The organism is Pseudomonas sp. DTU12.1, assembly GCF_009873475.1.
GTDB classification, from domain to species: domain Bacteria; phylum Pseudomonadota; class Gammaproteobacteria; order Pseudomonadales; family Pseudomonadaceae; genus Aquipseudomonas; species Aquipseudomonas proteolytica.
In genome coordinates, this window is the sequence record NZ_CP045254.1 from 1,009,674 (window position 1) to 1,034,587 (window position 24,914).

At 61.0% G+C, this 24,914-nt stretch carries 22 protein-coding genes and 2 pseudogenes; 11 read left to right on the top strand and 13 right to left on the bottom strand.

Annotated features, from left to right (window positions below):
* Positions 1-24 precede the first annotated feature (24 nt).
* The 4 genes and pseudogenes from GDV60_RS27050 to GDV60_RS04375 form a co-directional block, all read right to left on the bottom strand.
* Positions 25-1,041, bottom strand: a pseudogene (locus GDV60_RS27050) (methyl-accepting chemotaxis protein); the annotation flags it as partial.
* Positions 1,042-1,216: 175 nt separating this feature from the next.
* Positions 1,217-3,037, bottom strand: coding sequence for a CocE/NonD family hydrolase (locus GDV60_RS04365; RefSeq protein WP_159909183.1), 1,821 nt, complete (start codon positions 3,035-3,037; stop codon positions 1,217-1,219).
* Between the two features lie 19 nt (positions 3,038-3,056).
* Complete coding sequence (locus tag GDV60_RS04370) at positions 3,057-4,496, bottom strand: YfcC family protein (protein WP_159906408.1); 1,440 nt, start codon at positions 4,494-4,496, stop codon at positions 3,057-3,059.
* A gap of 356 nt (positions 4,497-4,852) precedes the next feature.
* Positions 4,853-5,746 (bottom strand): LysR family transcriptional regulator, encoded by an 894-nt coding sequence (locus tag GDV60_RS04375; protein WP_092233297.1) that lies wholly within the window; start codon positions 5,744-5,746, stop codon positions 4,853-4,855.
* 172 nt (positions 5,747-5,918) lie between these two features.
* Between GDV60_RS04375 and GDV60_RS04380 the strand changes: the two genes are divergently transcribed.
* Entirely contained in the window at positions 5,919-7,142 is a 1,224-nt protein-coding gene (locus GDV60_RS04380; RefSeq protein ID WP_159906409.1) for an OprD family porin, read from the top strand.
* A 3-nt stretch (positions 7,143-7,145) separates the two neighbouring features.
* Here the strand turns inward: GDV60_RS04380 and GDV60_RS04385 are convergent, their stop codons facing one another.
* Positions 7,146-8,561, bottom strand: a complete 1,416-nt coding sequence (locus GDV60_RS04385; protein WP_159906410.1) for a glycosyltransferase family 39 protein — start codon at positions 8,559-8,561, stop codon at positions 7,146-7,148.
* Positions 8,562-8,755: 194 nt separating this feature from the next.
* On the opposite strand from GDV60_RS04385, the gene GDV60_RS04390 reads away from it, so the two are divergent.
* From GDV60_RS04390 to GDV60_RS04400, 3 genes are all read left to right on the top strand, one after another.
* Positions 8,756-9,214: a GNAT family N-acetyltransferase gene (locus GDV60_RS04390; protein WP_029299880.1), complete on the top strand. Its 459-nt coding sequence runs from the start codon at positions 8,756-8,758 to the stop codon at positions 9,212-9,214.
* 91 nt (positions 9,215-9,305) lie between these two features.
* Complete coding sequence (locus GDV60_RS04395) at positions 9,306-10,808, top strand: PLP-dependent aminotransferase family protein (RefSeq protein WP_159906412.1); 1,503 nt, start codon at positions 9,306-9,308, stop codon at positions 10,806-10,808.
* 53 nt (positions 10,809-10,861) lie between these two features.
* Entirely contained in the window at positions 10,862-12,052 is a 1,191-nt protein-coding gene (locus tag GDV60_RS04400) for a benzoate/H(+) symporter BenE family transporter (RefSeq protein ID WP_070994406.1), read from the top strand.
* Positions 12,053-12,224: 172 nt separating this feature from the next.
* Here GDV60_RS04400 and GDV60_RS04405 read toward each other — a convergent pair whose 3' ends face one another.
* Positions 12,225-12,731, bottom strand: coding sequence for a hypothetical protein (locus tag GDV60_RS04405; RefSeq protein ID WP_159906414.1), 507 nt, complete (start codon positions 12,729-12,731; stop codon positions 12,225-12,227).
* 166 nt (positions 12,732-12,897) lie between these two features.
* Between GDV60_RS04405 and GDV60_RS04410 the strand changes: the two genes are divergently transcribed.
* From GDV60_RS04410 to GDV60_RS04420, 3 genes are all read left to right on the top strand, one after another.
* Positions 12,898-13,407 (top strand): sigma-70 family RNA polymerase sigma factor, encoded by a 510-nt coding sequence (locus GDV60_RS04410; RefSeq protein ID WP_159906416.1) that lies wholly within the window; start codon positions 12,898-12,900, stop codon positions 13,405-13,407.
* The gene (locus GDV60_RS04415) at positions 13,404-14,372 is read left to right on the top strand and encodes a DUF4880 domain-containing protein (protein ID WP_159906418.1); all 969 of its coding nucleotides are present in this window, start codon (positions 13,404-13,406) and stop codon (positions 14,370-14,372) included. Before GDV60_RS04410 ends, GDV60_RS04415 begins: the two co-directional genes overlap by 4 nt.
* Before the next feature lie 107 nt (positions 14,373-14,479).
* Complete coding sequence (locus GDV60_RS04420; RefSeq protein WP_159906420.1) at positions 14,480-16,885, top strand: TonB-dependent siderophore receptor; 2,406 nt, start codon at positions 14,480-14,482, stop codon at positions 16,883-16,885.
* A 123-nt stretch (positions 16,886-17,008) separates the two neighbouring features.
* On the opposite strand, the gene dsdC is transcribed toward GDV60_RS04420, so the two are convergent.
* Genes dsdC through GDV60_RS04435 form a run of 3 tightly spaced genes read right to left on the bottom strand, consistent with a single transcriptional unit; the run spans position 17,009 to position 20,703 of the window.
* Positions 17,009-17,944 carry a DNA-binding transcriptional regulator DsdC gene (gene dsdC, locus GDV60_RS04425; RefSeq protein WP_159906422.1) on the bottom strand — a complete coding sequence of 312 codons (936 nt, stop codon included), beginning with the start codon at positions 17,942-17,944 and terminating at the stop codon, positions 17,009-17,011.
* Positions 17,945-17,977: 33 nt separating this feature from the next.
* Positions 17,978-19,333, bottom strand: a complete 1,356-nt coding sequence (locus tag GDV60_RS04430; RefSeq protein WP_159906424.1) for a D-serine ammonia-lyase — start codon at positions 19,331-19,333, stop codon at positions 17,978-17,980.
* A gap of 26 nt (positions 19,334-19,359) precedes the next feature.
* Complete coding sequence (locus GDV60_RS04435; protein WP_159906426.1) at positions 19,360-20,703, bottom strand: gluconate:H+ symporter; 1,344 nt, start codon at positions 20,701-20,703, stop codon at positions 19,360-19,362.
* 189 nt (positions 20,704-20,892) lie between these two features.
* Between GDV60_RS04435 and GDV60_RS04440 the strand changes: the two genes are divergently transcribed.
* A complete protein-coding gene (locus tag GDV60_RS04440) occupies positions 20,893-21,180 on the top strand; it encodes a hypothetical protein (protein ID WP_070994398.1) in 288 nt (95 codons plus the stop codon).
* A 56-nt stretch (positions 21,181-21,236) separates the two neighbouring features.
* On the opposite strand, the gene GDV60_RS04445 is transcribed toward GDV60_RS04440, so the two are convergent.
* From GDV60_RS04445 to GDV60_RS04460, 4 genes and pseudogenes are all read right to left on the bottom strand, one after another.
* Entirely contained in the window at positions 21,237-21,542 is a 306-nt protein-coding gene (locus GDV60_RS04445) for a DUF6482 family protein (RefSeq protein ID WP_159906428.1), read from the bottom strand.
* A gap of 14 nt (positions 21,543-21,556) precedes the next feature.
* A pseudogene (locus GDV60_RS04450) lies at positions 21,557-21,772 on the bottom strand (short-chain dehydrogenase); the annotation flags it as partial.
* Between the two features lie 95 nt (positions 21,773-21,867).
* The gene (locus GDV60_RS04455; RefSeq protein WP_104911551.1) at positions 21,868-22,410 is read right to left on the bottom strand and encodes a DUF3833 domain-containing protein; all 543 of its coding nucleotides are present in this window, start codon (positions 22,408-22,410) and stop codon (positions 21,868-21,870) included.
* Between the two features lie 46 nt (positions 22,411-22,456).
* Positions 22,457-22,744 (bottom strand): GTP cyclohydrolase I, encoded by a 288-nt coding sequence (locus GDV60_RS04460; RefSeq protein ID WP_104911552.1) that lies wholly within the window; start codon positions 22,742-22,744, stop codon positions 22,457-22,459.
* A gap of 292 nt (positions 22,745-23,036) precedes the next feature.
* Here GDV60_RS04460 and GDV60_RS04465 point away from each other — a divergent pair, with 292 nt between their 5' ends.
* The 3 genes from GDV60_RS04465 (at position 23,037) to GDV60_RS04475 (ending at position 24,888) form a co-directional block, all read left to right on the top strand.
* Positions 23,037-23,588: a chalcone isomerase family protein gene (locus GDV60_RS04465; protein WP_104911553.1), complete on the top strand. Its 552-nt coding sequence runs from the start codon at positions 23,037-23,039 to the stop codon at positions 23,586-23,588.
* Positions 23,589-24,116: 528 nt separating this feature from the next.
* The gene (locus tag GDV60_RS04470) at positions 24,117-24,473 is read left to right on the top strand and encodes a hypothetical protein (RefSeq protein ID WP_256679356.1); all 357 of its coding nucleotides are present in this window, start codon (positions 24,117-24,119) and stop codon (positions 24,471-24,473) included.
* Between the two features lie 211 nt (positions 24,474-24,684).
* On the top strand, positions 24,685-24,888 hold the full coding sequence (locus tag GDV60_RS04475) for a helix-turn-helix transcriptional regulator (RefSeq protein ID WP_159906430.1): 204 nt from the start codon (positions 24,685-24,687) through the stop codon (positions 24,886-24,888).
* Positions 24,889-24,914 lie beyond the last annotated feature (26 nt).

Here is a 24,914-nt window from a genome sequence, read left to right on the forward strand (position 1 = left end):
TTGCAGCACGCCCAGTTCGTCACGGCGGGTTACCTGGATGTTGTGGCTCAGGTCGCCGGACGCGATGCGCTCGACCACGGCCAGGGTTTCCTGCAGTGGGCGGGTGATCTGCCGGGTGATGAGCAGCGCGGCGATAATCCCCACCAACAGGGCCAGCACGGTGCTGATCAGTTGCAGGCTGCGGGCCTGGGCGCTTTCTGCATCGCGGCGTTGCAGTTGGATGTCATACAGAGCTTCGCTGCGCGACACGATATCGGCGCCTTGCACGGTCATTTCCTGGCGGGCGAGGACGATATTGGCATTGGCTGCCTTGTAGGCCTGCACCGCGCTGCGGTAGGCGCCCAAGGCGTTTTCCAGGGCGCTCAGTTCGGTTTGCTGGGATTGACCGAATACGTCCTTCAATCCCTTGAGGCCATTGATCGCCGACTCGATTTGCGCGGCTGCGCGGGCTTCGGTTTGCGGGTTGACGTTGCCGGTATAGCCGCGCACTTCATAGCGGGCGATCTGGAACTCTTCCTTGGCGTGGTTGATCGCTTCGTACTGGGCGAAGCGCTCGCTGCTTTCGGGCATCTGGCGCACGCTGCGGTCCAGGGCGGCAATCACCAGGCCTGCGGCGTCGGCACGTTCACCCATGGTTTGGCGCGCTGCGTTACCGTTGCGGTAGGCCTCGCGCATTTTGTTCAGCGACTGCCGGTAGGCGGTGATGGTGTCTTTCTGCTCGTTGAGCAGCTTGAGGTTTTCCGGGCTTTTGAAGCTGTTGATCAGCTGTTGTTGCTGCGCGGCAAAACTGTCGAGGCTGGCCTGGACATTCTGTGCCACGTCCTCGTCGCCGTTGGCCAGCATGTATTGCAGGCGCACGATGCGCAGCTTGGTCAGCGAAGCGTTGAGCTGGGTGATGTCGCTCATCCAGTTGCTGCGGTCGATCAGGTTGCCCAGGCTGGTCCAGCCCGTGAGCGCGAGGATCGAGGTGAGCACCAGCACCAGGCCGAAGCCCAGGCCCAGTTTCAAGTTGACGCTGATGTTGCCAAACCATGTATTCATCGAATTCCTCCAGGAACAGATTGCGTGTACATCAGTTGCTGGAAGGTCGCCCAGCCGATGGATAGACAGGGGATATCGGCAGCCAGGGCGAGAGCTGAAACGGTTTTTTAATGAATGTGGGATTGGCGGATGAGCGGTATGCAAGAGCCGGCTTGCCGGCTCCTGCGGGGGGGCTTTATCCGTTGGGGAGGGTGGTCAGGATCAGGCACGACGCCGCATCCCGGCTCAGGTGCAGACGGTTGTGAGCAATGCGCGGATGCCGGGCCTGGCCCTCGGCTTCGCCGCTGTTGGGGTTGACGTCGAAGCGCGGGAAGTTGCTACTGGATATGTCCAGGCGCAGGCGATGACCTTGTTTGAACAGGTTGCAGGTGGCGAATGGCTCGATAGTCAGCTTCACCCGCTCACCGGGTGCCAGCGGTTTGGGCTGCTCCCAATCGTCGCGATAACGGCAGCGGCGGATGCCGTCTGTGATGTTCATCGCAAAGCCTTCCGGATACGCCACGCTCGGCGGGTAGACATCCACTAGCTTGGCGGTGAAGTCAGTGTCTGGCGCGTCGCTGTCGATCCACAGTTCGATCTGCACGGGACCTGCGACGACCAAGTCTTCGGCCAGGGGCGCGGTCTGGAAACTCAGCACGTCGTCGCGCTCGGACAAGGGGCGATTGTCGCCCCGGCTGCCAAAAAAGTCGGCGCGCTCGCGCTGGTCGAAGGCGCCGCCGACAAAAATCGGTGCGCCGGACGTCAATGCCCCTCCCACGGTCGGCACCGGGTTGGCCGGGTCGGCGTAGTAACCCAAGACGGACTCTTCGGCACTGGGCGCAACCTCGGTCAGTTGCCGTTGCGCATCCAGGTACAAGGTCAGTGACTGGGTGCCGGGCAGCGGCCATTGCTCGCCCTGCAGCCAACGGCCGCCATGCTGCAGGCGGCCGTTTTCATCCGGCGTGCCGCTGCCGCCGCCCATCAAGAACACCTTCACGCCTGCCTGCGGCGGTGGCGTCCCGGGCTTTAGGGACTGCTCGAACCATTGCAGGCGGCAACTCAGCCAATCCTGCGCCACCTGGCCGTCAAAGGCCGCCTGGGCACCGAACTCTACATCACCGCTGTGGCTGATATTGCGGTCGCCGTGCAGCCACGGGCCCATGATCAATTGCTGCGGTGCGCTGCGGGCTCGGTTGAAGGCGGTGTAGTTGGCCAGGGTCGAGCTGACATAAGCGTCGTACCAACTGGACATGAACAGCACCGGGATATCCGGTAAGTCACCGTAATGACCTTCGGCATAAATCCCCGACTTCTGCCAGTAGGGGCCGAAACTGCCCTGGGCCCACTGCTCCAGCAGATAGGCTTCGTACTCGGGCACATGGCGCAATGGCGATCGGCCCGCCTGCCAGGGCATACGGCGGAACCACTCGTGGATATCTTCGTCTTCCAGCGCCTGGCGCACCTGCGGGTCGGCCAGCGCGGCCGGGCTTTCCTTGGCCTGGCGAACCGCCCAGGTGGCCTGCTTGAGTTCAAACGCGCCACCCTGGCGAATCCCGCATTGGTAGGCATTGGCGAAGCCGCCGCTGTCGAGCACCATGCTGCCCAGGCCCGGCGGATGCAGGCAGGCCATCGCCAGTTGGGTGTGCGCCGCGTAGGACAGGCCCATGCTGCCGATCTTGCCGTTGCACCATGGCTGGCGGACGATCCAGGCCAGGGTGTCGAAACCGTCTTCGCCCTCGGCAGTGTATTTGGTGAACACCCCTTCGGAGGCGTAGCGCCCGCGACAATCCTGGAAGATCGCGACAAAGCCCCGGGCGGTAAAACGAGCGGCCATTTGCTCGCGGGAAATGTGCTGGCCGTCGAGCTGTTTTTCCGAGCGCGACGGTTTGCACTTGTCATAGGGCGTACGTTCGATCACCACCGGATACGGGCCGTCGCCGCCTGCCGGCAGGTAGATGTCGGTGGCCAGGTGGATGCCGTCGCGCATGGCGATCATCTGGTTGTGCAGGGTTTGCATAGGTAAAACACTCATCGACTCAATATCCGGTTTGCACTGCAATGGCCAACAGCACCATCGCCAGCACCGCATAGATCAGGAACAGCGGCAGGATATAGCGCGCCCATTGGCCCCAGCCGACGTTGGCGGTGGCCAGCAGTACCAGCAGGCCGCTGGAGGTTGGGGTGATCATGTTGGTCAGGCCGTTGCCCATCAAAAAGGCAAAGACGGTGGTTTGTGGGCTGACCCCGGACAACTGGCCCAGCGGCCCGAAGATCGGCATGGTCACGGCCGCCTGGCCGGAGGTGGAGGGGATCAGCACGTCCAGCCCCAATTGCGCGAAGAACATGCCGTAGGCCGACACCACTGGCCCATGGTCGCCCACCAGGTTGGCCAGGTTGTTGACGATGGTGTCCAGTACCTGGCCGGTGCTGAGGATGATTTCCACGGCGGTCGCCAGGCCGATCAGGACGCCAGCGATCAGGACCTTTTTCATGCCGTCGACAAAAGCACTGGCGGCGGTGCTGGCGGCCAGGCCGGCGATCAGCGCGAAGGCCACGGTCAGCAGCAGGTAGAACGCCGACAGCTCATGGTATTTCCAGCCCCAGCGGTTCGAGGCATAGACCAGAAAACCAATCCCGCCACCCAGCACCAGCAGGTTCAGCAGATGACGCACGGGCAGGGGTTTACTCTCGAAGGTGATCTGCGCGCTGGCATCAAACCCGTGCTTGCGAATGCTCCACAACACAAACGCGATGCCCACCAGCAGGAAGGTGCAATAGGCCGCGACGCGCATGCTCAAGCCGCTGAAAATCGGCAGGCCGACCATTGGTTGGGCCACCGACAAGGCCACGGGGTTGGAGATGGACGCCAGGTAACCGATCTTCACCGAGATGGTGACGATGGCCAGGCCAATCAGGTTCGACAGCCCGAGGCGATTGGCCATGGCTACCATTAACGGCACGATCAGGATGAATTCCTTGGCCAGTCCCATAAAGGTACTGCCGGCGGAAAATACCAGCATCAGGCTCGGTACCAACACGTAGATATTGCCCCGGGTCAGCCCCAGCAGGCGCTCCAGCCCGGCATCGATCACCCCGGCCTTGTTCAGCACGCCGAACATGCCGCCGATGAACAGCACCATGAAAATCAGCGCCGCACGCTTTTCGATGCCTTGGGGAATGGCCATGAAACCTTCCACCAGCGACACCGGGCGGGCCGTTGTATCGCCCGCCTTGCGGGGTTCCAGGGAGAACAACTGGCTGAAGGAATCCTGCTTTTCCAACACCTGGTACGAGCCGGGTACCACCAGGCCATTCTGGCGCTGGAACTTGCCGGCGTTGACCGCATAGGTGAAAGCCACGGCGAGCAGGACGATGCTCAGCAGAATGATTGCCGGGTTGATTTGCTTGCGTTGCACGGGTTTGTATGCGACCGCCTCGGTGGGCGGTGGGGTACGGAGGATCTGCGGTTCGGTCATGCTGGCGGCCCCGGCGCGGCCCCCGTCTGAGCGGGGTACGTGCGCTGTTATTGTTGTGGGTAGTGACGCTTGGTTGGGCGGACACTAGGGCAAAGTTTTGCCGGCCACAACGTTATGCGTGGGGCGGGTTGGGGTATGCGTTTTTGTTGTGGTGGGCAGGGTTGCTTGTTGTGACAATGTGGTTTTTTGTGGCTAGGGGGCTTGTCCCCCGCTGGGTGGCGAAGCCGCCCCAAAACCTACCGCCTCGGTCTATCTGAAGGAAGTCGGGGGGCCTACTGGGGTGGCTTCGCCACCCAGCGGGGGACAAGCCCCCTCGCCACAACAAGCCGGCTCATCACAACAAGCACTCTGGGGATCTATGTGCTCAGATTCAGTCGCTGTTTAAGGTGATCGGCAAAGGCCGTTACCAGCTGTGAGCGTGGCTCGTCGGCACGGAAGGCCAGGCCGAACTCATAGGGCAGCGCCGGGCGGAACGGGCGGCTGACAATCGGCAGATGCATGAAGTGGCTGGCCAGCAAACCGTTGACGATCGACACCCCCAGCCCTTCGGCGACAAAGCTGCACGCGGCGCCCACCGAGTGCACTTCGACCCGCACTTGCGGTGTCAGGTTGGCAGCGCGGAACATCTGGTTCAGCTCGGTACGCACTGCCCGCTGTCGGCCCAGCATCACCAGCGGCACATTGCGCAGATGCTGTACCTCGATGAAGTCGTGGCGACTCAATGGGTGGTCGACCGGCATCACGCACACGCCTTCGGTGTGCAGCACCGGCTCGACATCGAAGTCGGGCATCTCGGTGGGCAGGCGCACAAAGCCCAGGTCGGCGGAGCGGTCCAGTACGGCACGTTCGATCATGTCGTAGGAGCCGGTCAGCAGTTCGACCACGATGTCTTCATGGTCCTTGAGAAAGTCCGCGACAATACGCGGCAACAATTCCTGGGTCATGCTGGTGGGTACGCCGACCTTGAGCAGGCTTTTGCGTGAGCGACCTACGCGCATTTCATCGGCCAGGCGCTGGATTCGTTGCATGCCGTCCACCAATCCTGCGACTTCGGTGAGCAATTCCTCGGCCTCTGGCGTGGCCATCAAACGGCCCTTTTTGCGCAGGAACAGCGCAAAACCCAGGGCGTCCTCCAACTGGCTCAACAGGCGGCTGACCGCAGATTGCGACAAGCCCATGCGCGTGGCTGCGCCGATGGTCGAGCCGGTGGACATGATCGCCTTGAAGGCTTCGAGTTGCTTGAGGTTCACCGTGGGTTTCCTGTCGAAGGGCGGCTTTGCGCATAGCGTCATGCGCTTCTCGCATAACGTTGTGGGGCGTTCGGCAAGCCGTTAGTGTCCGCCCCAATGTGACCTGGCGTCCAGCCTGGCACACGGAGCAACTGCCCATAAAAATCGACAATACGGCATTGAGGAAACACTGATGCGTGAGCTTTTCACGAAGGGCGGCGTCGTCACCGCAGGCTTACTGGCGAGTGTGTCGCCGGCGCTGATGGCCCAGGGTTTCTGGGAGGACTCCCATGGAAAATTGACCCTGCGCAATTACTATTTCAACGACGGTTATCGCGACGGTGGCGAGGACCGCAAGGAGTGGGCGCAAGGCTTTTTGCTCAACCTGCAATCGGGCTACACCGAAGGCACCGTAGGATTTGGCCTGGACGCCCTGGGGCTGTCGGGGATCAAGCTCGACTCCAGCCGCACCCACGCCGGTACCGGCTTGTTGCCGGTCCACGATGACGGGCGCGCCGCCAATGAATTCTCAAGCCTGGGCGTGACCGCAAAAATGCGCATCGGCGCTACCGTGCTGAAAACGGGCACGTTGCTGCCGAAGATCCCGGTGCTGGTACACAACGACGGTCGCTTGCTGCCGCAGACGTTTCGCGGCACGCAGATCGAATACACCGGCATCCGCAACCTGTACCTGCACAGTGGGCACCTGGACCAATTCAAGCTGCGTAACTCCACCGACAGCGTGGATATTTATCCACAGGGCTACAGCGGCAAAAAGGGCACTGACTTCGATTTCGCCGGTGCCACCTATGCTTTCACGCCTACTCTCAGTGGCACTTGGTACTACGGCGAAATGCGCGAATTCTATCGCCAACAATTCCTTGGGCTGGTGCATAAGCAGCCGTTGGGGCCGGGCAGCCTGACCAGCGACCTGCGCTACTTCATCAGCAACGAAGCGGGCGAGGCGCGTAACGGCGAGGTCGACAGCGACATGTTCAGCGGCCTGTTCACTTACCGCCTGGGTCGGCAGGCATTGGGCGTGGGCTACCAGAAAGTCAGCGGCGACACCGCGCTGCCCTATGCCAGCGTGTCGACGGTGTACTCGTTCAGCAACGCCGGGGTCGGCAAATTCATCCAGGCTGGTGAGCAAACCTGGATGCTGCGCTATGACTACGACTTGGCTGCGGTGCTGCCGGGCTTGAGTTTCATGACCCGTTACTACAAGGGCCAGAACGGCGACTTCAAGGGCCGTGAAGCCCGCGAGTGGGAGTCCGATACCAACCTGCGCTACGTGATCCAGGACAGCACCTTCAAAGGCCTGGGCGTGGAGTTGCGCAAGGCCACTTACCGTTCTACCTATGCCAGTGACCGTGATAACTACCGGGTTTATCTCACGTACGACCTGGCGCTCTGGTAGGCCTTACTGTTCGACAAAGGAGTAGGGGCGACTGCCCACGGTGATCTGCTTGAGGGCGGTGACCGGGATGGTCAGTTGCTCGATACGGTCCAGCAACGCCAGGTTGCCCGGCCTGGCATCCAGATAGGTACGCAGTTGTGCCTCTGTGTGCAGGATCGGCAAGTTGCTCTGGGTGTAAAACACGGTGGCGCCGGCCACGCGCTCGTTGGGCTGGTACAGCACCACCGTGTGGCCTTGGGCTTGTAATGCCTGGATTTGGCGGGTCAGGGGGACGAAGGATTCACGCCGGTCGGCCTTTGGCGCATACCAGATAGCGGCGCCCAGGTAGCAGGCAATCACCACGCTAAACACGCCACTGATCAATCCACGACGATAGGCCGGCAGGCGGCTGAGCAGGACCGCGCCATACTCGGCCGCGAGGACCGCTGCCGCCGGTGTCAGGGCCATCAGATACACAATGCGTTTGCTCGACGCGAAGGTCAGCAGGGTAAATTGCGCCACCAGCCACAGGCTGAAAAACAGCAGGTAACGATTGCTCGCCAGGCTTTTGCGAAAGTGCCACAGGCCCAGGTACACCAGGATGTTCCATGGCAAAAAGGCTTCGGGCAATTTGGCGAGGTAGTAGTAGATGGGCTCGTAATGCCCGGCTTCGACGAAGGAACCGCTGAAACGCCCGACGCTGTTGGTCCATAACACCTCACCGACTGCTTGCAGGCCGCCGCGTTGATACAGGAAGCCCAGCCAGATCAACAGCGGCACCAGTGCGAGCACCGTGAAGGCGCCCGGTTTTAGCCATTGGCCGAGTTGCAAGCGTTTGTCCATCAGGCTGGTGCAGGCCAGGTAGGCGAATATCACAATGCCCGGCATCGCCAGGCCCAACACGCCTTTGCTCAGCGTGGCGATCATCATCCCCAGGGTAAACAGCAGCCAACTGCCGACGTTGGCGCTGTGCCGGGACTCGGGGCGCATGGCCTGGTAGAACGCCAGCAGGGCCAGGGTTACGCCGAGGCTGAGCAGCGCATCTTCACCCACGCCGCGCACGTTGCTCCAGTAACTGGCCATGGTCGCCAGTATCAGCGCTGCGCAAAACGCCAGCGACGTGGGCCGCCCGAACCGGCGCAGCATGCCGTACAGCAGCATCACGCTGAACAACCCGGCAAACGCCGAGGCCAGCCGTACCGCGCCGGTGCTGGCGCCAAACAGGCGAATCGCCCCGGCATCCAGCCACAGGCTCAGGGGTGGTTTTTCCAGGAATGGCTCACCGAACAGCCGCGGCACCACCCAGTCATTGTCCAGGTGCATGGCCATGGCAATTCCCGCCACCCGGGCTTCGGTGGAGCCTTGCAACTGGTGATTGCCCAGGGCAACGAAGAACAGCAAACCGGCAAGCAGCAGCAACAGCGTGGCAGGGCGTGTCATGGAGTGGGTTACCGGATGGGAGGGGGGCAGCGTTGGAGTATACGAAGGCAATCCTTAACCAATTGTGAACGTACATCCGGTTGTGGATTGGCCTGCCCGGTGGCCTGGAAGTGGTCGGTTTGCCGCCGCCTCGGGAACCTACCATTGCCAGGTCCCGATCCACTCCGGAACGGGTTCCCCTACAGGAGAAAGCGATGAGTAACGATCCACAGGCCATCGTGGTCAGAGCCGTGCAAGCCGAGGACTATGAGCAATGGCTGCAACTGTGGCTGGCCTACCAGGACTTTTATCAAGTGACCCTGGATGAGACCACGACCCGCACGGCCTTCAGCCGCTTGCTCGATGCCGATCAAACCATGGCCTGCGCGGTAGCGGTACAGGGCGATGAGGTGGTGGGGCTGGTGCATGCGCTGTTGCATCGTTCGACCTGGGCGGTGGCTGACTTTTGCTACCTCGAAGACCTGTACGTGGCCCCCACGGTACGCGGTGGCGGTACCGGCAAGTTGCTGATCGAATGGGTCCAGCGCTATGCGCAGTATCACGGCTGTGCACGTTTGTACTGGCATACCCAGCAGACTAATAAGCGCGCGCAAAAACTCTACAACTGGATCGCCGAAGACTCAGGTTGCATCGAGTACCGGATGGCCCTGTAAAGCCCCGCCCATACGGCTCGCCGATATTGGTCGTGGACATATCGGCGGCTTCGCACAAAGATGCATGGTTTTTTAGCCCTTGGCCAAGTCAATGACCCACAACCTGGAACTGGACACGCTGAAGATCCGCCTGACGGACCCCAAGCTGGCCTCGCTGGATTTGCGGGTGCGGGTGCAACGCGTGCTGCGCCAATTGATCCTCGAGGGCGTCCTCGCGCCAGGCAGCCGCTTGCCTGCGACCCGCACACTGTGCAAGTCACTGGGCATTTCCCGGGATACCGTAGAAATGGCCTACGTCCAACTGCAACTGGACGGTTACCTGAGCCGGCGCGAAGGCTCGGGCAGTTTCGTCTCCGAGAAGATCGGGCCGAGCCTGCGGGGTGCGCGCAAGCGCCAGCCGCTGATGCCAAACCAGGCCCCGGCGCTGAGTGCCAGGGGCGCGCAGATCCTCGCCAGCGGCGGCGTCAGCGACCAGCAGGTGGTCAAGGCGTTTGCCACGGGGCTGCCGGAAACGCGCACCTTCCCCGTGGACATCTGGGAGCGCCTGCACCGCCAAGCATTGAAGGACTACCGCCCGAACCTGCTGTTGCACGGCGACCCGCAAGGTGCTGAACCCCTGCGCCAGGCCATCGCCGACTACCTGAACCTGGAACGCGGTGCGCGGGTCACGCCGGATCAGGTGCTGGTGCTGTCCAGTACGCGTCAGGCCCTGTACTTGTGCGCGCAGGTGCTGGTCGACAGCGGCCAGCCGATCCTGATGGAAGACCCCGGTTACTTCGGCGCCCGCAAGGCGTTTGAAATGGCCCAGCTCAAGGTGGTACCGGTGGCGGTGGACGCCAAAGGCCTGTGCATCGACGCCTTGCGCGCCGACCGCAGCGGCGCCAATGCGGTCTATGTCACGCCGTCCCATCAATACCCCACAGGCGCGACCCTGGCGTTGGAACGGCGCCTGGACCTGATCGCCTGGGCCGAGCAACGCCAAGGCTGGATCATCGAGGACGACTACGACAGCCAGTTTCATTACGAAGGCTTGCCGACCGCCTGTGTGCAGGGCCTGGACAACTACCAGCGCACGCTCTACCTCGGCACTTTCAGTAAGTCGCTGTACCCCGGCTTGCGCATGGGCTTTATGGTGCTGCCCCGGGAGTTGGTCAAACCCATGACCTACGCCCGCAGCATCCTCGACGGCCACACCCCGCAAATCGCCCAGTTGACCCTGGCGCGCTTCATGAACGATGGGCATTTCGGCAGCCATATACGCGCGATGCGCAAAATCTACGGCGAGCGCCGGGATGCGATGGCCGAAGCGGTTGAGCGTCACTTGAGCCATGTGGTCACCGCCAGCTTGCCGCCCGGGGGCTTGCAGTTACCGTGTGTGTTGCATGAGGGGTGGTCGGAGCTGGAGACCATTCGCCAGGCGGCGCGGGTGGGTATCCAATTGCCAGGCCTGACTCGGCTCTACGCCCAGCCGCCGGCGAGGGGCGGTTGGCTGCTGGGGTTCTCGGCGCTGACGCCCGGTGAAATCGACGGCGCCAGCCGGCAGTTGGCCAAGGCGCTCAAGGGTGGTCTGGTGCAAGGTGGCGAAGTGGACTGAAAGGACGGTCCGGTGCTTGTTAGCCTTTGCGGCCTTAACAAAAGGAATGCGCCATGAACCGACCCGCCCCACGCCTGCGCCTCGCCGATTACCTGTCACCGAGCATCAGTGCGCTGATTTCCGTCATCGTCAATTACGCCGGCACTTTTGTCCTGGTGTTCCAGGCCGCGCACCTGGCGCAGTTGAGTGCGGCGCAAACGGCTTCATGGGTGTGGTCGGTGAGTATCGGCGTGGGCGTGACCGGTGCGTGGTTGAGCTACCGCTACCGCGAGCCGATCATCACGGCGTGGTCGACGCCGGGTGTGGCTTTTCTGGCGACGGTCATGCCGTTTACTCCCTATGCCGAGGTGATTGGCGCCTATGTGATGTGCGCCATCGGCTTTATCGTGCTGGGCCTGAGCGGTGCGTTTGAGCGCTTGGTGCGGCTGATCCCCGGTGGCATTGCCGCGGGTTTGCTGGCGGGGATTCTCCTGCAGTTTGGCGTGGCGGCGTTTGGTGGGGCCAGTGCAGACCCGCTGTTGGTGATCGTGTTGGTGGTGGCCTACGCGGTGCTGCGCCGCTTTACCTCACGTTATGCGATGGTCGGGATTCTGTTGATTGGCCTGGGGCTGCTGCTCGCCCAGCAGCGGCTCGACTTGCACAGCCTTGAGCTGCAACTGGCGGCACCGGTGTTTGAAATGCCGCATTTTTCCATCGCGGCGTTTTTTGGCGTGGCCTTGCCGTTGTTCGTAATCACCCTGACCGGGCAATACATCCCCGGCATGCTGGTGCTGCGCAACGACGGGTTCAAGACCAGCGCCAATCCGATCATCACCGTCACGGGCCTGGGCTCTTTGCTGATGGCGCCGTTCGGGGCTCATGCGTTCAACGTCGCGGCAATCACGGCGGCGATCTGCACCGGGCGCGATACCCATCAGGACCCGTCCAAACGCTACATCGCGGGGTTGGTGTGTGGGGCGTTGTATATCCTCGTCGGGGTGTTTGGCGTGACGTTGGCGACCTTGTTCATGGTCCTGCCGCGCGCATTCATCACCACCTTGGCGGGCCTGGCGCTGCTCGGCGCCATTGGTTCAAGCCTGGCCAATGCAATGGCCGATACCCGCACCCGGGAAACGGCGTTGATCACCTTTTTGGCGACGGCGGCCAATGTCACGTTACTGGGGATTGGCGGCGCGTTCTGGGGGCTGGTGGCGGGGTTGCTGGTGCATGGGGTGATTCATGGTGGGCGCCGGGCGCTGGCCTAGCCCCATAAACCCCAGCAGATAGGGCTTTTGTGGCGAGCGGGCTTGCCCCGCGTTGGGCTGCGAAGCAGCCCCAATAAACCGAATGCGCCGTAACAGACACACCGCGGAGGCTGGTTTTGGGGCCGCTTCGCAGCCCAGCGCGGGGCAAGCCCGCTCGCCACAGGGGACTTTGTCAGAGGAGATGCCCTTGTTGCACGACGATCCCCATTGGGCCGCTGAGTTTTTCGACCCGTATTTCACCGCCATCCCTGAGCGCGCCGGGGTGGCAAACCCTGATTTTCTTCGCCACCTCTTGATCGTAGACCGTTGCACCGGTGCAACTGCGTTTGCCGTGGGCGGCATATTCGTAGGTGGCGACGTAGCTGACCGGAATGGTGCTCGACCAGTAAGTCAGATAGGACAACACCACCACGCCCAGCAGCAACGACAGGACACACGTGCCGCCCGCGACCTTCAGCCAGTGGAGCGGGGTGTATTTGAGGCGAGGGTTCCTGCGCCACACCATCAACGCAAACCCCGCCACGGCAAACGCGGTCGAGCTCACTTGGTAGATCTTTACGGTCAGCGCATTGAAGTACACCACCAGGTCGATATGGAACAGCCAGTTCACAATCGTGACCGCAAAAAGTAGCAGAGCAGTGCCGACGAGCAGCTGCGAGAGGATAGGTTTTTTACTCAATTCAAATGGCTTCCCTGCATAAAAACGGTGTGCAAGCGTGGTCCATCGTCCCCTGGCTTGCCTTTTGGTCAGATAAAACAGCGGGGAGTATAAACTTCTACTTGTCTCTAATGAGAAGTATTACCATGTGCGACTCCCGTCAGTTGTCAATCTGGATATCTCACCGATGGCCGCATACTCTTCCACCCACCGCGCTGTGGGTGAACTCTACGCCCAGCACCACGGCTGGGTGGTGCAGTTGCTACGGCGCAAGCTGGGTGGGCAGGAGCAGGCGCTGGACCTGGCGCAGGACACCTTCGTGCGCATTCTCAGCAGTGGACCATTGCCGTCGTTGCGTGAACCACGGGCCTATCTGAACACGGTGGCCAGCCGTTTGTGCGGCCAGTATTTTCGCCGGCAGGCCCTGGAGCGGGCGTACGAACAATCCCTGGCGATCCTTGAGCCGGAACACGCGCCATCCCCGGAAACCCGCTTGCTGGTGCTTGAAGCGCTGGATGCGGTAGGGCAGGTGTTGGACGGGCTGGGGAGCCGGGTGCGGGAGGTTTTCCTGCTGTCGCAGTTGGACGGCCTGACTTATCCACAGATCGCCGAGCAACTGGGCCTGACCGTGAATGTTGTGCAAAAGGCCATGCTCAAGGCCTATCGGCATTGCTACCTGGCGGTGTACCAGGCATGACGATGTTCCAGCCCGCCGACGATCAGTTGTTGGATGAATACGTGCTGGATCAGGCACTGATGTGGATGGTCACCCTGCAATCGGGTGTCAGTGGCGCGGCAGAGCAGCGGGCATGTGCCGCCTGGCGCAATGCCAACCCCCAGCATGAACTGGCCTGGCAGCGCTTGGCCGGCTTGAGCCGCGACCTGCGCAGCAGCACCAGCGCGTTGCCCGCCCCCAGTGCCCGGCAGTTGTTGCGGGCCCGCAGCCTGACGTCGCGGCGCACGTTGCTCAAGGGCTTCGCCGGCCTGGGGATTGCGGCGGCCATGGGGTTGAGCGTGCGTGAACGGGTACTGCTGCCCCAGTTGTTCAGTGACTATCGCACCACCACGGGCGAGCGGCGGCCAGTGCGGTTGGCCGGTGCCGGTGAAGTGCAACTCGATACCCAGACCGCCGTGGATGTACGCGGCCCGCAATTGACCCTGAACCAGGGGCGCCTGCTGTTGGCGACGGCGGCGGATACCTTCGTCGGCATCAAGACCGCCCATGGCTGCGTACGGCCGGCGGCGCTGTCGCGGCTGATCATCAGCCAGGACCTGGCGGGCCAGCACGGGACCCAGGTGCAAATGCTGGCCGGCAGTGTAGTGGTCGAACCGTTGCAGGGCGCCCGAGTCGCGATCGGTACCGGCCAGCAGTTGACGTTTGACCGTCACCAAAGCAGCCCGGCGCAACCCCTCTTGCCCGCCGCCGATGCCTGGACCCGTGGCCTGCTGATTGCCGAGCGCATGCCCCTGGCCCAGGTGATCGAGCAACTCAACCGCTACCGGCGCGGTGTGCTGCGCTGTGACCCGGCCGTCGCCGGCCTGCAAGTCTCGGGTTCGTTCTCCCTCGACCGGCCGGACGCCAGTCTGGATTTGCTGGCCAAGGTATTGCCGGTCCGCGTGCAGCGGATCTTCGGCTACCTGGCGACAGTGGTCCCCGCCTAGGTTAAAAAAAATCCCATTGGGTCGGCAGTATTTGCCATCTCGTGCATCAAGACAGGGAAGACGCTGAATAAAAGCGCCCTCCAACCTTTCACCACAGGACAGTCTTTATGCACAGCCGCGTCACTCCGCTTGCCAGCGCCCTGCGCGCCATAATCGTCGGTTTAACCGTGGCAACGGCCAGCCACGCCGCCATGGCCGCCACCTCGCAGCCTGCCACCGAACAAGCCCCGCGCCAGTCCTACGACATTGCTGCCGGTAGCCTGGACCGTGTGCTGGGGGCTTTCGGCAATCAGGCAGGAGTGATGATCGCCATCGACTCGGCGCTGGCCAAGGGTGTGCAAAGCCAGGGCTTGCACGGCAGTTTTGCCGTAGCCGAGGGGCTTGAGCGCCTGCTGGCACCGCTGGGCATGCAGGCCGAGTACGAGCAGGGCAGTTATCGCGTGGTGGCGCGGGCCGCCGACGGGCAAGTGCAATTGCAGGCTACGCAGATCAGCGCCAACCAGTTGGGCTCGATCACCGAAGGCACTGGCTCCTACACCCCCGGGACGATTGCCACGGCCACGCGCATGGTGCTCACCCCACGGGAAACGCCGCAATCGATCTCGGTGGTCACGCGCCAGGTGATGGACGACTTCGGCCTCAATGCCATCGACGACGTGATGCGCCACACCCCCGGCATCACCGTGTCGACCTATGACACCGAACGTACCAACTACTATTCCCGTGGTTTTTCCATCGTCAACTTCCAGTACGACGGCATTCCCACCCTGCGCGACGCCCAGTACTCGGCGGGGCAGACCCTGACCGATATGGCCCTGTATGACCGCGTTGAAGTGCTCAAGGGCGCCACCGGCCTGCTGACCGGCGCGGGTGGCCCGGGCGGCACCATCAACCTGATTCGCAAGAAGCCCACTTCCGAGTTCAAGAGCAGCATCGAACTGGGCGCTGGCTCCTGGGATAACTACCGCTCGCAGATCGACGTCAGCGGCCCGTTGACTGAAACCGGCAACGTGCGCGGCCGGGCTGTGGCGGCCTACCAGGACAAAAAATCATTCCTCGACCACTATTCGCGCAAGACCGGCGTCTACTACGGCATCCTCGAAGTCGACCTCGACCCCGACACCTTGCTGACCCTGGGCGCCGACTACCAGGACAGCGATCCCAAAGGCTCCAGCTGGACCGGTACGCGCACCATCTTCGATCCGGCCGGCAATAAGCTGGACCTGCCGCGCTCGTTCAACAACGGGCCGAAGTGGAGCAGTTGGGAGCAGTACAGCCGCACCCTGTTCGCCACCCTGGAGCACAACTTCGACAATGGTTGGGTCACCAAGGGCCAGTACAACCATCAGATCAATGGCTACGACGCGCCGTTGGGCTACATCTCTCAGGACACCCTGAGCGCCAGCTCGATCTTCGCGCGTAAATACACCGGCGAGACCACCAGTGACAGCCTCGATGTGTACGCATCCGGGCCCTTTGAACTGTTCGGTCGTGAGCACCAACTGGTGGTGGGCCAGTCGTTGTCCATCTCCAAATGGAAAGGCAAGGACTACGGCAGCGCGACTTATTTCGACAATTCCTACGACTTCTACAAGTGGCACGGCGAAGCCATCAAGCCGCTGTGGAACCAGCCGACCAAGATCAATGACGAAACCACGCGCCAGACCGGCAGCTACATCACCGGCCGTTTCAGCCTGATGGATGACCTGCACTTGCTGTTGGGGACGCGCATCGCCAACTACCAGGTCACCGGCACCAGCGACACCCAGGAAAGCGGCAAAGTCGTGCCCTACGCCGGCCTGACCTACGACCTCAACGACAACTTCACGGCCTACGCCAGCTACACCGAAATCTTCCAGCCGCAAACCCAATATCGCGACCGTACGCGCACCATGCTTGATCCCAACGAAGGCAAGAACTACGAACTGGGCCTCAAGGGCGAATTCTTCGACGGGCGCCTGAATGCCAGCCTGGCCTACTTCGAGGTCCATGAGGAGAATCGCCCGATTGCCGATACCGCCTACAACTCCCAGCCGGGCGTGGACTACTCCTACATCGGCACGAAAACCCAAACCAAGGGCTACGAAGCGGAAATCTCCGGTGAACTGCGCCCCGGCTGGCAGCTGCAGGCCGGCTACACCCACAAGATTGCCCGTGATGACGACAAGAAAAAGGTCGCCACCTGGGAGCCGGAAGATCAACTGAGCTTCTACACCAGCTACAAACTCCAAGGCCGCCTGGACAAACTCACCCTGGGTGGTGGCGCGCGTTGGCAGGCTGCAGGCTGGCAAAACGTCAACAACCCTGGCACGCGTCAGAGCGAGAAATTCACCCAGGACCCTTACTGGTTGGTGGACGTGATGGCTCGCTACCAATTGACGGAAAACCTGTCGGCCACGTTGAACGTCAACAACCTGTTCGACAAGGCGTACTACACCAACATCGGCTTCTACGACTCGGCGTATTACGGCGACCCACGCAATGTGATGGTGACCACGCGCTGGGATTTCTGATGGTCTGATCGTGGTGATAGGGCAGTGGAGGGGGCTGTAGTGGTGAGGGGTTTTGTGGGGAAGGGACAAGCCCCCTCTCCACAAGAGCCCGCTCACAACCCTTGAGCCATTTAGAGGCTGCGATCAGCTCTGGGCTTGCTCCACCAACCAGTCGATCAGCGCCTTGAGTCGTTTGGGCATGGTTTGGTGGGCGGGGTGCACCAGGTAGTAACCGTAGTTGACCGCCTCCCTGAACCCGCCGAAGGGCAGCACCAACTCGCCATCCTGCACGCGCTTGCGCACCAGTTGTTCGCGACCGATGGCCACGCCCGCATGGTTGATCGCCGCAAGGGTGCTCAAGTCGGAGCGGTCAAAGGTCATGAAGCGGTCTGGCAATGGGCTGCTGTCGCCCACCGCATCCAGCCATAAACGCCATTCTGCATCGAATGAGATGTTGTCCCACGCCGCCACATCGTGCAGCACCGTGCACTGTGCCAAGCGTTCCGGGTGGCCCATCAGGCCATGGGCCTGGGCATAGTGCGGGCTGCACACCGGGGCAATCCGCTCGGGCATCAGGCGGATACTTTCCAGGCCCGGATGCTCGCCGTTGGAGTAGCACAGCACCAGGTCGATGCGGCGGGTGCGATAGTCGATGGGTTCGTTGCCGACCCGCACATCCAGTTGAATCCCAGGGTAGCGTGCGGTGAAGTCGGCCAGCCTGGGCACCAGCCAGCATTGCGCGACGGAAGGCCTTGCGTAGAAGCACAGCTGGCCTTCGATCTGGCTGTCGGAACGTTCTTGCACGGCCTCGGACAGGGTGTCCATGGTGTGCTGCATGACCTTGAAAATCCGCTCGCCGTCATCGGTCAGGTCGACCTTGCGGGGCAGGCGATGGAACAGCTTGAGCGACAGATCCTCCTCAAGGCGGGCGATCCGGTGGCTGACCGCGCTGGCGGTCAGGCACAGCTCGTCAGCGGCGCGGGCAAAGCTTAAGTGGCGGGCGGCGACCAGGAACGTATGCAGGTTGGACAGGTGGGCGCCGTTAAGTTTGGGCGCTTTGCTCAGGCCAGGTACTGCCATGTGTTTATCCCTCTTCGCGTCGACCGCCGGCGATCAACGATGGGTTGTGGTTTGCAGCGCACGCCCCTTGTCCAGGTAAGTGGCGTACTCCTCGGTAGGGACCATGCTGCCGCCGGTTCCCCAGATCAAGTGGGTGGCATTGGCCAAACGCGCTGGCGTGACGCCAATGCGCTGCAAATACTGCGCGTCCTTGAGTACCCGCACAATGCCAGGTGCGCCGGCCAGGGCCGAAGGTTCGAGTTTTACCCCTTCAAGCTCGTGGGCGAGGAACATCAGGCGGTAGAGTTCTTCATCGGTGACGGTGTAGTAACCATCGATCAGGCGCTGCATCGCCCGCCCGACGAAACCCGAGGGTCGGCCCACGGCCAGGCCGTCAGCGGCGGTGACATTGTCGATGCCGAAGTCCTGCACACTCACCTGGTCGTGCAGCCCGGTATACACACCAAGCAGCATGCACGGCGAGTGGGTGGGTTCGGCAAACACACAATGCACGGCATCGCCAAACGCCAGCTTCAAACCAAACGCCACACCGCCAGGGCCGCCGCCAACACCGCAGGGCAGGTACACGAACAGCGGATGCTCGGCGTCCACCAGCACGCCTGCCACTTCAAATTGCCGGGCCAGGCGCTCGGCGGCCACGGCATAGCCGAGGAACAGGTGGGGCGAGTTTTCATCGTCGATGAAATAGCAGGCAGGATCGTTTTGCGCCTGCAGGCGACCGTTTTCTACGGCAACGCTGTAGTCGGATGGGTACTCGACCACGGTCACGCCGCTGGCGCGCAGTCTGTCCTTCTTCCATTGGCGGGCATCCGATGACATATGCACCGTTGCCTGGAAGCCCAGCTTGGCGCTCATGATGCCGATGGACAGGCCAAGGTTGCCGGTGGAACCCACGGCGATTTTGTACTGGCTGAAAAACCCCAGTGCGCGTTCGCTGGCCAAGGTCTCGTAGTTGTCGTCGAGCGTGATCAAACCAGCCTGCAGGGCCAGGTCTTCGGCATGTTTGAGCACCTCATGGATACCGCCACGGGCCTTGATCGAGCCCGAGATCGGCAAGTCGTTGTCTTTTTTCAGCCACAGCGCGCCGCTGTCGGGCAGGGCGGCCTCGCTCAAAAGCGCTTGCTGCAAGGTCTTCAGCGGCTGGATCGCCGACTCGATAATGCCGCCCGCCGCTGCAGTTTGCGGGAACACCTTGGCCAGATAGGGCGCGAAGCGCAGCAGGCGTGCGCTGGCGTCTTTTACATCGGCCAGGGTCAGGCCGACATCCCCAAGCGCCACAGCGGCTGGGGCGATCGCGGGGTTGAACCAGCTGACCTGCTCCAGCGCGACCAATGGCTGGATAACGGGATGGCTTGCGTACCAGGCGTCTAGGGTTTTGCCTTGAATCATGGGAACTGCCTTTGAGGTGGGGTTCATCATACAAACCGCGAAAGAATCAGGGTAAAGACCAGGGCCGCCACCGAGGCGAGCACAGTGGCGCCAGTGAACTTCTTGAGGGCTTCGGAGAGGGAGATCCCCAGGTACTCTTTTACGACCCAGAACGCCGAGTCCGTCACGTGGGTCCAGCCGATGGCGCCGGCACCGATGGCGATCACCAGAATCTCGGGGCTGTATTGCGGGTTCTGTCCGAGGATCGGCAGCACCATGCCGGCGGTGCTGATCATGGCGACGGTGGCCGAGCCGACGGCGAAGTGCATCAAGCCGGCGATCAACCACGCGAGGATGATCGGGTTGATGTTGGACTGGCCCAGCACGTCTGCCAGCACCTTGCCGATGCCGCTGCCGACCAGCATGTCGTTGAACGCGCCACCGGCACCGATCACCAGCAAAATGCCGGCCAACGGCGGGAAGCAGCGGTGGGTCAGGTCAAGCAGGTCGCCCATGCCCAGCCCACGGCGCAGGCCCAGGGACCAGTAGGCAAAGCAAATCGACAGTACGAGCGCAATCAGCGGGTTGCCTATAAAGGACACCCACTCAAACGCCATCGAGCCTTTGCTCAGCAACGGGGTGGTCAGGGTTTTGCCCACCATCAGGGCCAAGGGCAACAGCACGGTGATCATCGCAACCCCGAAGCTGGGCGTTTGGCTGTCGTCGATATTCCCTTCGCCACGCTCGGCCAGAAACTGAGCCTGACTGGCAGGCGCCTGCCGCGCGCAGGTCAGCTTGACCCAGATCGGCCCGGCAATCACCGCCGTGGGCAGGCCGACGATCAAACCGTAGAGAATCACCTTGCCGATATCGGCATTGAGCATGCCGGTAATGGCCGTGGCGGCGGGGTGCGGCGGCAGGATGCAGTGCACCACCATCAGTGAGGTCGCCAGCGGTACGCCCAGGTACAACAGGTTGATCCGGGTCTGACGGGCGACGACATAAATCAGCGGGATCAGCAGGACAAATCCCACCTCGAAGAACACCGGAATCCCGGCAATAAAGCCCACCAGCATCATCGCCCACGCGGCGTTCTTTTCGCCCAGGGCTCTCAAGAGCGTGGTTGCGATGCGCTTGGCACCGCCGGACTCCTCCAGCAGCTTGCCGAGGATGCTGCCCAACCCAATGATGCCGGCGAGGAACCCGAGCGTGCTGCCCATGCCCTTCTCAAAGGCCGAGACAATGGCGGTTGGCGTCATTCCCGTACCGACGCCCACCAGCAGGCTGGCGGCGATCAGGGCCAGGAACGGATGGACACGGCATTTTCCGATCAGCACGACAATCAACAGGATTGACGCGCCAAGAACCAATAGAGAAAAGGTAGGGGACATGGGTGGGTCTGCTCCATCGCAGTTATTGTTAGTTGTTTGCGATGGATTAGATTTCAGGCCTATGGCGCGGACAAACGATGATTCGTCAGGCGCTAGCTGAAGCCTGTTCACTTATGGTCAGGGGCTGCCGATTGCTCGACAATGCACGGCGCCTGCGCAATCGCCAGGTCCTTACAGGAGTTCGAACCCTTGAAAGCCGCACTGTTAACCGCATGCATTGCCCTGGTCTTGACGGGATGCACCTTCACCGGCGTCAACGAAATCGCCCCCGGCCAGTACATGATCACCAGCCACGGCAGCATCTTTAACTCCCGCGAAGGGTTGCTGGAGAACATCAACCAGAAGGCTGCCAAGGCCTGTGATGGCAAGCCTTACCATCTGGAGGGTGACGCTGGGGCCAATATGGTGGTTGCCACGCAGTCGCATCTTGGTAGTACACCGACCACTGTTTTGGGGTTGAAGGCTGTGTGTGACTAGTCTGGCTGAACCACTGGAACTTGACGTTCATCCAGTGAAGCTCTGCGCTGTGCAACTCATAATGGCGTGGTGAGCGAAAACGGAATACGCAGCGCTTCGACAGGCCCTGTATCCCGGCCGCACATTTCGTCGTGCACGCATTGCTGCACCAGCACGCAAGGAAATGCCGGCACGGTCTGCAGCAAGTCCCGCAGGTGGGTGATCGAACGCAGGTGCATCGGCTTGGCCGCATCATCCAGCAAGGTGAACTGGCCGTGATCAAGGCGGATCCTTGCCAGGTAAAAACCACCTTCGAGTGACAGCAGTTCCAGCTCGCGTATTGCTCTGTTGGCCGCATGCTCGGTGAGGGTTTGCAGGTTCATGCGTCACTCCTTGCCTACCAGGGCAGGCGTTCTCCATCGTAGGAATAGAAATAGCCGCTGTCGGCCGGCGTCAACTGGTCAATCACGGTCAGCAATTGGGCCGCGGCGATGTCTGCCGGACGGGCATTGGCGGCTCCGCTGAACGGCTGCGACAACCCCGACACAACCGTGCCCGGGTGCAGACTGAGCAAGCGGACCTGCGGGCGAGTGCGCGCCAGTTCGGCGGCGCTGGCAAATCGTTTCGGGCTGTTCAAGGTCCAGCACGGGTCCTGTTTGAGCTGTTCGCAAAAAGCCGTGCCAAGGGAGGTCATGGTCCATGCGCGGCTCATTGGCCCGCTCCGGCGCCTTGGCGACGGAAGAACAACGTCACCTGGCCGACCTCGACCCCGAACTTGGACATACGGGTGCGGTTGATCAGCGTGTCCTCGTCCATCAAGTACATCCAGTCGTCCATGCTCATTTCGTAGGTCGAGTCGCCGACCGGCAGGTTCAGGCGATAACGCCAGTGCAAGGTGTTGCCAGCGACTTGGCCGTCAGCCACGCCTACCACATCATCCGCACGCCCGATCCAGCCCCCTTGGCCCGTGGGCGTGAGCACCCAGACGCGGCGCTGGCGGGTGCCGTCGCTGTACAGGAAGCGCTCGTCGAGAATCAGGTTGCTGCCCTCGCGCCAGCTGACGATATTGACCTCGAAACGCTTGGCAACCTCACCGCTACGCTTCTGAAACATCCCCCAGGCTTTAACGGGCTGGCTGAAAAAGCGCTCCAGATCCAATGTCGGTTGCTGATCGGCATAACGGGCGACATCCACACTGCCGCAGCTGGCGATGCTGAGCGCCAGTACCAGTAACAGCAGAAGTCGGGTCATTGACTTACTCCCTGAAGTACACAGCTGATGAGGGGGAGGTTTCGAGCTATCGTCGTCCGATGAGCTGCAGGAACTCTTGCCGCGTCGTCGAACTATCACGGAACACGCCCAGCATGACGGACGAAGTCATGACCGAATTCTGCTTCTCTACGCCGCGCATCATCATGCACATGTGCTTGGCTTCAATGACCACCGCCACACCGGCGGCACCGGTGATCTGCTCGATGGCTTCAGCAATCTGCCGGGTGAGGGTATCCAACAGCCCCTCGCGCTCGGGGTTTTCACCGATGCCAACGAGAATTTCACGGTAATGGCTGGCTAATAGTGGGTTCATTCAAGTTTCTCGCGGCGATGCGGTGCGTGAGGGCCGATCCATAGCCAATACTTATACCTGGCAATGTATCTTGTATAGGTTTTAATCAAGATAGGCTGAAAAAAATCACCTGACAATGAATCGACAATCTTTTTGTGCAGATGCGAAATTCTCACGCACGCCTCGGATGAGGCTGCCCTGCGCTGTGAATTCCGTTTTTGTGGGGGCAATCGAGTTTGAGGTATTGACTGTACAAAATAAGTATTTGGTATAACTTTCAAGGACGCTTATTGAGTCACATTGAGGTCTTCGCATGTCCAGGCAGACGAGCCGTTTAATCCGCCAGGCTATCTGTTTTGTTCTGATGCTCCAGAGCGCAGAACTATTTGCTGATTGGCGCGAAGCTGTTCCCAATGCTCGTCGGCTGGGGTACGGGGAGATGCGCGTATTCGGATTTGCCGTTTACAACGCGCAATTCTGGAGCTCACGCTCCACTGCCGATGGAACGCTGGATGCTGATGCGCCTTTTGCACTGGAGCTGACCTACAGTCGCGCTATCAGTCGCGATGACCTGGTAGAGGCCAGCATCAAAGAAATCCGTCGCCTGTCGCCCAACACCCAGAATTCAGAACTGATGGCCCGCTGGGAGGCGGAGATGTTGCAAGCGTTTGTCGATGTGCGTGCGGGTGACCAGATCACCGGCGTTTATATGCCGGGAGAGGGCGCACGGTTTTATGTTGGAAAGAGACTTCAGCATGTGGTGAGGGATGTTGCGTTCGCTAAAGCGTTTTTTGCTATATGGCTTGATCCTCGGACACGTAATCCGGAGTTGCGGGGGCGGTTGTTGGGGGTGGGGGAGCGGTGAGAAATGTAAACGATGTCCCCGGTTTGAACCGGGGGCTGTTTTGCGGTGGTCTTGCGAGTGTGGGGGGCACGCGCACTAGGGGGTAGAGGTTTGTACTGGGGCTTGGTGTTGCGGCAGTTGGTGGGTTTTCAGGGGCGTGGGGGGGAACGTTGCTTTGCTAGTGAGCGGGTGAGCGCTTTGTGTTCCTATCAACTGTGGGATGTCCTGGGATTAGGTGGGGAGACGCGGGTAAGAACAAAGCCGTAGGGCTTTGATTTTGCTATGTGTTACGGCTTTTTTGGGCTTTCTAGCCAGACACATGGCCGGGGTAATCTGAACCAATCATGTAAGTTACTGATATAAATAATATATTTAGGTTAGGAAAACTGCATGGGATACTGGTTGGAATACAGAGTTTTGATGCTGTTGCGTCAGGGCAGTGTCGGGTGATGTGAGTGCGTCACCTATCAGCGAAAGGAGGCTCATGGGGGGGCTGGCTAATAATCAAGGTGTATCCCTGCTTCGAATTCACCGGTTATCAGCCGCACTATGACTTGCGGTCGCTTCAGTTTGTGCTTTGCGGCCAATTCATCCAGCTGGGCGAGCCGGTTGCTACATTTCGAAAAAGCAGTCAGTGTCGAGCTGCCGTTACACCTCGCTAGTCATAACCCAGAAACCCTCAGAAGGGCGATTCGCTACGCGAAGCTGTTTGAGCGTACGGAGTCGCCGCTCTGGCTTGCCATGCGTGCGTTGCTCGCAGGGGATGAGTGGCAAGTTTTCTTCGGTGTTTGCGACCGTTTATTGGATCAACTCAAGCCTTTTGATGAGCTGATTGCCCGCTCTGAAAAACAGCTTAAGCATTTATCGCTGCTTGAGTTGTTTTCCTACCTCAGCGTGCTGGCTTAGGGGATAACCCACGAAGGTGCTTGCCGAATAGTGGCTGGAGCGGATCTCCTGCTTGGACTCGATCTCGCGCTGGTCTCCAGGCAAACCCAAAGCCTATAAGAAGTTAGTTTTGGCTGCAAAATTTTAGTTTGACTAGCAAAATGTCACGCTAAGAAAAGCCACCGTGTTACCCTCGGGGTTCACGAGAAGACCAATTTCCAGGGGCACAGCCATGATCCGCTGCCATCTCGCCCGCATGATGGGCGAGCACAAAATGCGTATTGCTGACGTAGCCAGAGAAACGGGGCTCAGCCGCGCCACGGTGACCCTGCTCTACAAAGAAACAGCGCAGAAAGTGGATCTGGAAGCCATTGAGAAACTGTGCCTAATGTTTGAATGTCAAGTAGGCGACCTGCTTGAGCTGAAACCAGCATAGACAGCGCTGCTTCCACAGCTCCGGAT